This is a genomic window from Streptomyces sp. NPDC058964 (assembly GCF_042741275.1).
Classification (GTDB): domain Bacteria; phylum Actinomycetota; class Actinomycetes; order Streptomycetales; family Streptomycetaceae; genus Streptomyces.
The window spans coordinates 1,251-7,960 of record NZ_JBHYKH010000422.1 but is presented as its reverse complement, the minus strand read 5'-3'; the positions used below and the strand labels follow the sequence as shown (position 1 = coordinate 7,960).

Here is a 6,710-nt window from a genome sequence, read left to right as displayed (position 1 = left end):
TATACGACCCTTGCCCGGCGCGGTACCCCCGGTACCCGGCCGGGGGCACCCGCGCCGGGCGCTACCCCCGGGCCCCCCCCCCCCCCGGGGGGGGGGCCGCCCTCGTCTGTGTGTGCAACGTGTTCTCATCTTGCGCGGCCGTTGCTACGGTGCCGGATCTGACGAACGGTCAGGAGTCGTCGACCGGGAGGCCACGCATGCGCGCCCTGATCGCCGCCGCGAGCGGCCTCGCCCTCGCGCTCGCCCTGGTCCTCGCGATCACCGCCATGGGCTCACCGCAGGGCCGGACGTCCCCGAAACCGCTTCTCACGACGGTGCCCGCACACCCGTAACCGCCCGTCCGGGAGGGAGGCCGAGATGCGCCGCACGACCAGCCTGATCCTGCTCGCGCTCGCCGTGTTCTTCACGGCGCTGTCCCCACTGCTGCGCTGGTACGCCTTCCCGCGCCTGGCCAAGATTCCCCCGAACCAGTACCAGGACATGGTCCTGGAGGCCAGGGGCGCCACCCTCCTCGACTACGGCACGATGAAGGCCAGGAAGGTCTCCAAGGTCACCATCGTGCAGACCCTCAAGGGCGACGTGGCGGCCTCCAGGCGGATCGAGGGGACGGCGGGCAGGGACGTGGTCGTCTGGGACGGCCTGTCCTACGTCCAGGGGCCCGACGGCAAGATGGTCTCGAGGATCCCCGAGCGCTACATCTTCGACGCCCACTCCCAGGAGCCCGTCCACGCCACGGGCGAGACGGTCGACGGCGACCCGGTGAAGCGGGAGGGCATCGAGTTCAAGTGGCCGTTCCTGACGGAGAAACGGGACTACGAGTACTTCGACGCGCAGACCCGGACCACCAACCCGATCCACTACGAGGGCACCCGGAACTTCCGCGGAGTGAAGGTCTACTACTTCGAGCAGACCATCCCCTGGACCAAGGTCCCCTTCCCCAAGACCATGCCGGTGCAGGGCATCACCCCCGAGTCGGTGGCGAAGACGGGCACGACGCGCTGGTACACCACCGTCCGCAGGTTCTGGGTCGAGCCCGTGACCGGCGCCCCCGTCTACGGGGAGGAGATCCACAAGGAGGAACTGCGCGGCGGCACCCTGCTGGGCGGCCGCGACCGGGTGACCGCCTTCGCCGGCCACGTGAAGATGCGCGAGGACTACGTCGAGCACACCGTGGCGCTGGTCGAGCACAACCGCACCGTCGTCCTGCTGCTCACCTCCTACCTGCCCTGGGGCTTCCTCACCCTGGGCATCCTGCTGCTGGCGCTCTCCCTGTATCTGGAGGCGCGCGGCCGCCGGCCGGGAGACCCCGCGCCGGCCCGGGCCGCGGAACCGGAACCGGTCAGCGCCTGAGCCGGGCGTTGGTGTGGCGTGTGGGCTCCGCCGCGGCCGGATCCTCGGGCCACGGATGCTTCGGATACCGGCCGCGCAGGTCCGCCCGGACGCCCTTGTAACCGTCCTTCCAGAAGGAGGCGAGGTCGGCGGTGACGGCGGCGGGCCGCCCGGCGGGGGAGAGGAGGTGCACGAGCAGCGGCACCCCGGCCACCCTCGGCGACTCCTGCAGCCCGAACATCTCCTGCAGCTTCACGGCGAGGACGGGCTGCTCGGGGTTGGTGTAGTCGATCCGGATCCTGGATCCACTGGGCACGGCGATCCGCTCGGGGGCGAGTTCGTCCAGCCGGGCGGCGTCCCCGCCGGCCCAGGGCAGCAGCCGTCCGAGTGCCTCGCAGGCATCGATCCGTGCGAGATCGGCCCGCCGCCGGGCCCGCCCCAGCTCGGGTTCCAGCCACTCGTCCGCGCGCGCGTGCAGGGCATCGTCCGACACGTCCGGCCAGGGGTCCCCCAGATGCAGCCGCAGAAAAGCCAGCCGCTGCCGCAGCAGGCCGGCCTCCGCCGGCCGGCGCAGCAGCCCGAACCCTTCCTGCCGCAGCCCTTCGAGAAGCGCTTCGCGCACGAGGGCGGGTTCGGCGTCCTTCAGCGGCCGCACCGCCAGCTCGACGGCCCCCAGCCGCTCCACCCGGCGCGCGACCACGTCCCCGTCCTGCCAGCGCACCTCGTCCCGTTCCTCGTGCAGGGCCCGCGCGGCGAACCGTGCGAGCTCCTCGTCGATCACGGCCCCGAGCCGCCCGCGCGCGGGCCCCGTGCCGCGCGGCCGGTCGGCAGCGGCGACGGCGATCCAGCGCACCCCGCGCAGCGGCGACCCGTCGGCGAGCTCGGCCCGCGTCCCGGAGAGCATGAGGCAGGACCCACCGTCGAGCCGGGCGATCCGCTCGGGAAAGGCGAGCGCGGCGACGAGCCCGGCGATCCGTTCGTCGCCGGTTCCTGCGTCGGCCCCAGCGTCCACCGGCGACTGAGACGGACGGGTGGGCGGCCGGGAAACGCCCTCGGGGACGACGGCCCGCAGCCGCCGCACCTCGGCAGCCCACCGCCTGGCGTAGGCGTCACCACCCCGCCGCGCGAGGCGCAAGGCCTCCGCCAGGTCGTCCCCGTATTCCCGGGGCGCTTCCTCACTCAGCAGAGCGACGACCTCGGCACCCCCGCCGTCGGTGTCCAGCAACGCCCTTCCCAGCCGGGGATGCAACCCCAGCCGCGCGAGCCGAACCCCCCGCTCCGTGGCCCGCCCCGCGCAGTCCACCGCCCCCACGGCCCTCAGCGCGTCGCGCGCCGCCGCCATCGCTCCGCCCGGCGGCGGATCCAGCAGCGCCAGCCCGGAGGCGTCGGGGTCGCCCCAGCAGGCCGCCTGAAGAGCGAACGCGGTGAGGTCGGCCACCTTGATCTCCGGCGACGGAAAACGGGGCAGACGGGCGTCCTCGGCCTCCGCCCAGCACCGGTAGACCGCGCCCGGCGCCTCACGCCCGGCGCGCCCCGCACGCTGCCGTCCGGCCGCCTGCGAGGCCCTGACCGTCGTCAGCGCGCTCAGCCCGCGCGCGTGGTCGACCCGCGGCTCCCGCGCCAGTCCGGAGTCCACCACCACCCGCACCCCGGGCACCGTCAGCGAGGACTCCGCGACCGACGTGGCAAGGACCACCCGGCGACGGTCACCGGGTGCCAGCACCGCGTCCTGCACCGCCGCCGGCGCCCGCCCGTGCACCTGGAGCACCTCGACGCCGCCCAGGTCCCCCAGCTGCCCGGCCACCCGCGCGATCTCGCCCACGCCCGGCAGGAAGCACAGCACGTCTCCCGACCGCTCGGCCAGCGCCCGCCGCACCACCGACGCCACGTGCGCCGGCAGGGCGGGGTCGACACGCATGCCGTGCGGCGGCCGTACCGGACGCGCCGGCGGAGCCCACACCACCTCGACCGGATGCGACACGCCCGCAGCCTCGACGACCGGCGCCCCGCCCAGCAGCCGGGCCCACCCCTGCGCGTCGGTCGTCGCCGACGCGGCCACCAGCCGCAGCTCAGGCCGCAGGGTCTCCCGCGCGTCCCACAGGAAGGCCGCCACGGTGTCCGCGTCCAGATGCCGCTCGTGGCACTCGTCGAGCACGACCACGTCGACGCCCGCCAGCTCCTGGTCCCGCTGCAGGCGCTGCAGCAGCACACCGGTGGTGACCACCTCCACGCGCGCGTGCCGGCCCACGACCCGCTCGCCGCGCACGGTGTAGCCGACGCTCTCCCCGGTCTTCTCGCCCAGCAGCCACGCCATCCGCCGGGCCGCAGCCCGCGCCGCGATCCGTCGCGGCTCGGCCACGACCACCCGCCGGGCCGGCCCCTCGCCCAGCAGGCCGGACAGCGCCAGCGGCACCAGCGTCGTCTTGCCGGTGCCGGGCGGCGCCACCAGGACGGCCGTGCCGTGTCCCTCCAGGGCCTCGTCCAGGGCGGGCAGGGCGCCACGCACGGGCAGGTCGTCAAGGGCGTCGTAACGGATCACACCCCTAGTGTCGTACGGCCTCCGGAGCAGCCCTCACGCGCGCGTGTCCGACCGGTCCCCGTCCCGCTCGCACACGAAGATCGCCGTGCCCGGGACGAGGTTCCCGCGCAGCGGGGACCAGCCGCCCCACTCCGACGTGTTCCAGGCGGGCCACTCCGGCTCCACCAGGTCCACCAGGCGGAAGCCCGAAGCCACGATGTCCCGGACGCGGTCACCGATCGTCCTGTGGTGCTCGACGTACACCGCCCGCCCGTCCTCGTCCTGCTCGACGTACGGCGTGCGGTCGAAGTACGAGGCCGCCACCGACAGGCCCTCGGGGCCCGGCTCGTCCGGGAAGGCCCAGCGGATCGGGTGCGTCACGGAGAAGACGAAACGGCCGCCGGGACGCAGCACCCGGTGCACCTCCCGCAGCACCAGCCGCGGGTCCGCCACGAACGGCAGCGCCCCGTAGGCCGAGCACGCCAGGTCGAAGGAGGCGTCCGCGAAGGGGAGCGCGCCGGCGTCGGCGCACACCAGGGGAAACGATCCGCCGATGCGCAGCGCGTGCTGGAGCTGCCGGTGGGACAGGTCCAGGGCCACCGGACGGGCCCCCTGGGCGGCCAGCCAGCGGGCGCACTGGGCCGCGCCCGCGCCGAGCTCCAGGACGTCCTTGCCCTTCAGCTCCTCCGGCGCGCCGAGCAGCCCGGCCTCCACCTCGTCGAGGCCCTCGGGACCCCACACGAAGCGGTCGTCGCCGAGGAACGTGCCGTGTTCGACCTGGTACTCGTCCGCGTTCCGGTCCCACCAGCCCCGGTTGGCCCGGGAGCTTTCCGCGATGCCGGCGTCACGCCGGGTGGCTTCCGGTTCGAACGGTTCTGGCTCTTGGATGATGGGCTCCCTCGTCGTACTCTTCCGTGCAACCCCTCAGGGGCGTGTCACGGGAGAGATCCCCCAGGCCTGCGTGGCCTCGTGGGGCGATTCTTGTGCCGGGTATGCGGCGATCCGCCCCGGGTGTGCGCCTTCGCGCATTGACCCTGCCCGGCTGCCCCCGTATGCTACAAGTTGCGCTGCGGGCCTGCGCACCTCAGACGTAGCAGGCTGCGCTCGCATCTGTTGTATGTCCCCTCGGTTGTCGAGGCGTCACCACCAATCCGTGGTGGGGCGCTTCCTTGGCTGTCCGGCTTCTTCAGAGCGAAACGGGCTCCCGGCGTAAGCAGTGCCTACGACTTCAATGTCCGTACCGGAGCCCTTTCCCACATGACGAGCAGCACCGAGACCACCGCCACCACCCCGCAGGTAGCGGTCAACGACATCGGTAACGAGGAAGCTTTCCTCGCAGCGATCGACGAGACGATCAAGTACTTCAACGACGGCGACATCGTCGACGGCGTCATCGTGAAGGTCGACCGGGACGAGGTCCTGCTCGACATCGGTTACAAGACCGAAGGTGTCATCCCGAGCCGCGAGCTCTCGATCAAGCACGACGTCGACCCGAACGAGGTCGTCGCCGTCGGCGACGAGATCGAGGCCCTGGTCCTCCAGAAGGAGGACAAGGAAGGCCGCCTGATCCTCTCGAAGAAGCGCGCCCAGTACGAGCGTGCCTGGGGCACCATCGAGAAGATCAAGGAAGAGGACGGCATCGTCACCGGTACCGTCATCGAGGTCGTCAAGGGTGGTCTCATCCTCGACATCGGCCTCCGTGGCTTCCTCCCGGCCTCCCTGGTCGAGATGCGCCGTGTCCGCGACCTCCAGCCCTACGTGGGCAAGGAGCTCGAGGCCAAGATCATCGAGCTGGACAAGAACCGCAACAACGTGGTCCTGTCCCGCCGTGCCTGGCTGGAGCAGACCCAGTCCGAGGTCCGCCAGACCTTCCTCACCACCCTCCAGAAGGGTCAGGTCCGCTCTGGTGTGGTCTCCTCGATCGTCAACTTCGGTGCCTTCGTGGACCTGGGTGGCGTCGACGGTCTGGTCCACGTCTCCGAGCTGTCCTGGAAGCACATCGACCACCCGTCCGAGGTTGTCGAGGTCGGCCAGGAGGTCACCGTCGAGGTCCTCGACGTCGACATGGACCGCGAGCGCGTCTCCCTGTCGCTGAAGGCGACCCAGGAAGACCCGTGGCAGCAGTTCGCCCGCACCCACCAGATCGGCCAGGTCGTGCCCGGCAAGGTCACGAAGCTGGTTCCGTTCGGTGCGTTCGTCCGCGTCGACGAGGGCATCGAGGGTCTGGTCCACATCTCCGAGCTGGCCGAGCGCCACGTGGAGATCCCGGAGCAGGTCGTCCAGGTCAACGACGAGATCTTCGTCAAGGTCATCGACATCGACCTCGAGCGTCGTCGCATCAGCCTCTCGCTGAAGCAGGCCAACGAGTCCTTCGGTGCCGACCCGGCCTCGGTCGAGTTCGACCCGACCCTGTACGGCATGGCCGCGTCCTACGACGACCAGGGCAACTACATCTACCCCGAGGGCTTCGACCCCGAGACCAACGACTGGCTCGAGGGTTACGAGAAGCAGCGCGAGGAGTGGGAGCGCCAGTACGCCGAGGCGCAGCAGCGCTTCGAGCAGCACCAGCAGCAGGTCATCAAGTCCCGCGAGGCGGACGCCGCCGCTGCCGCCGAGGGTGGCGAGGCCGCGGCTCCGGCCGCGACCGGCGGTTCGTACTCCTCCGAGGGCGCGGACACCTCTGGTGCCCTGGCCTCGGACGAGGCGCTGGCTGCCCTGCGCGAGAAGCTCGCCGGCGGCCAGAGCTGATCACTGGGCGATAGCCCACTGAGCAGCGGCTCTTGAACTGAGGGCCCGCACCCCCCGGGGGGGGGGGCGCGCGGGGGGGCGCGGGGGGCCACGGCGGAGTTCGGTGCCGGGTCGG

At 72.2% G+C, this 6,710-nt stretch carries 5 protein-coding genes; 3 read left to right on the top strand and 2 right to left on the bottom strand.

From position 1 onward, the window contains the following. Positions 1-197 precede the first annotated feature (197 nt). On the top strand, positions 198-332 hold the full coding sequence (locus tag ACFW2E_RS35460) for an SPW_0924 family protein (RefSeq protein ID WP_384472675.1): 135 nt from the start codon (positions 198-200) through the stop codon (positions 330-332). Between the two features lie 25 nt (positions 333-357). Continuing rightward, positions 358-1,350 (top strand): DUF3068 domain-containing protein, encoded by a 993-nt coding sequence (locus tag ACFW2E_RS35455; RefSeq protein ID WP_384472672.1) that lies wholly within the window; start codon positions 358-360, stop codon positions 1,348-1,350. On the opposite strand, the gene hrpB is transcribed toward ACFW2E_RS35455, so the two are convergent. Beyond that, positions 1,340-3,868 carry an ATP-dependent helicase HrpB gene (hrpB, locus tag ACFW2E_RS35450; RefSeq protein WP_384472669.1) on the bottom strand — a complete coding sequence of 843 codons (2,529 nt, stop codon included), beginning with the start codon at positions 3,866-3,868 and terminating at the stop codon, positions 1,340-1,342. The two genes, ACFW2E_RS35455 and hrpB, sit on opposite strands and share 11 nt — an antisense overlap. A 33-nt stretch (positions 3,869-3,901) precedes the next feature. Beyond that, positions 3,902-4,735: a class I SAM-dependent methyltransferase gene (locus tag ACFW2E_RS35445; protein ID WP_384472678.1), complete on the bottom strand. Its 834-nt coding sequence runs from the start codon at positions 4,733-4,735 to the stop codon at positions 3,902-3,904. Between the two features lie 369 nt (positions 4,736-5,104). Here ACFW2E_RS35445 and rpsA point away from each other — a divergent pair, with 369 nt between their 5' ends. After that, entirely contained in the window at positions 5,105-6,595 is a 1,491-nt protein-coding gene (gene rpsA, locus ACFW2E_RS35440) for a 30S ribosomal protein S1 (RefSeq protein ID WP_067042841.1), read from the top strand. Positions 6,596-6,710: the final 115 nt, after the last annotated feature.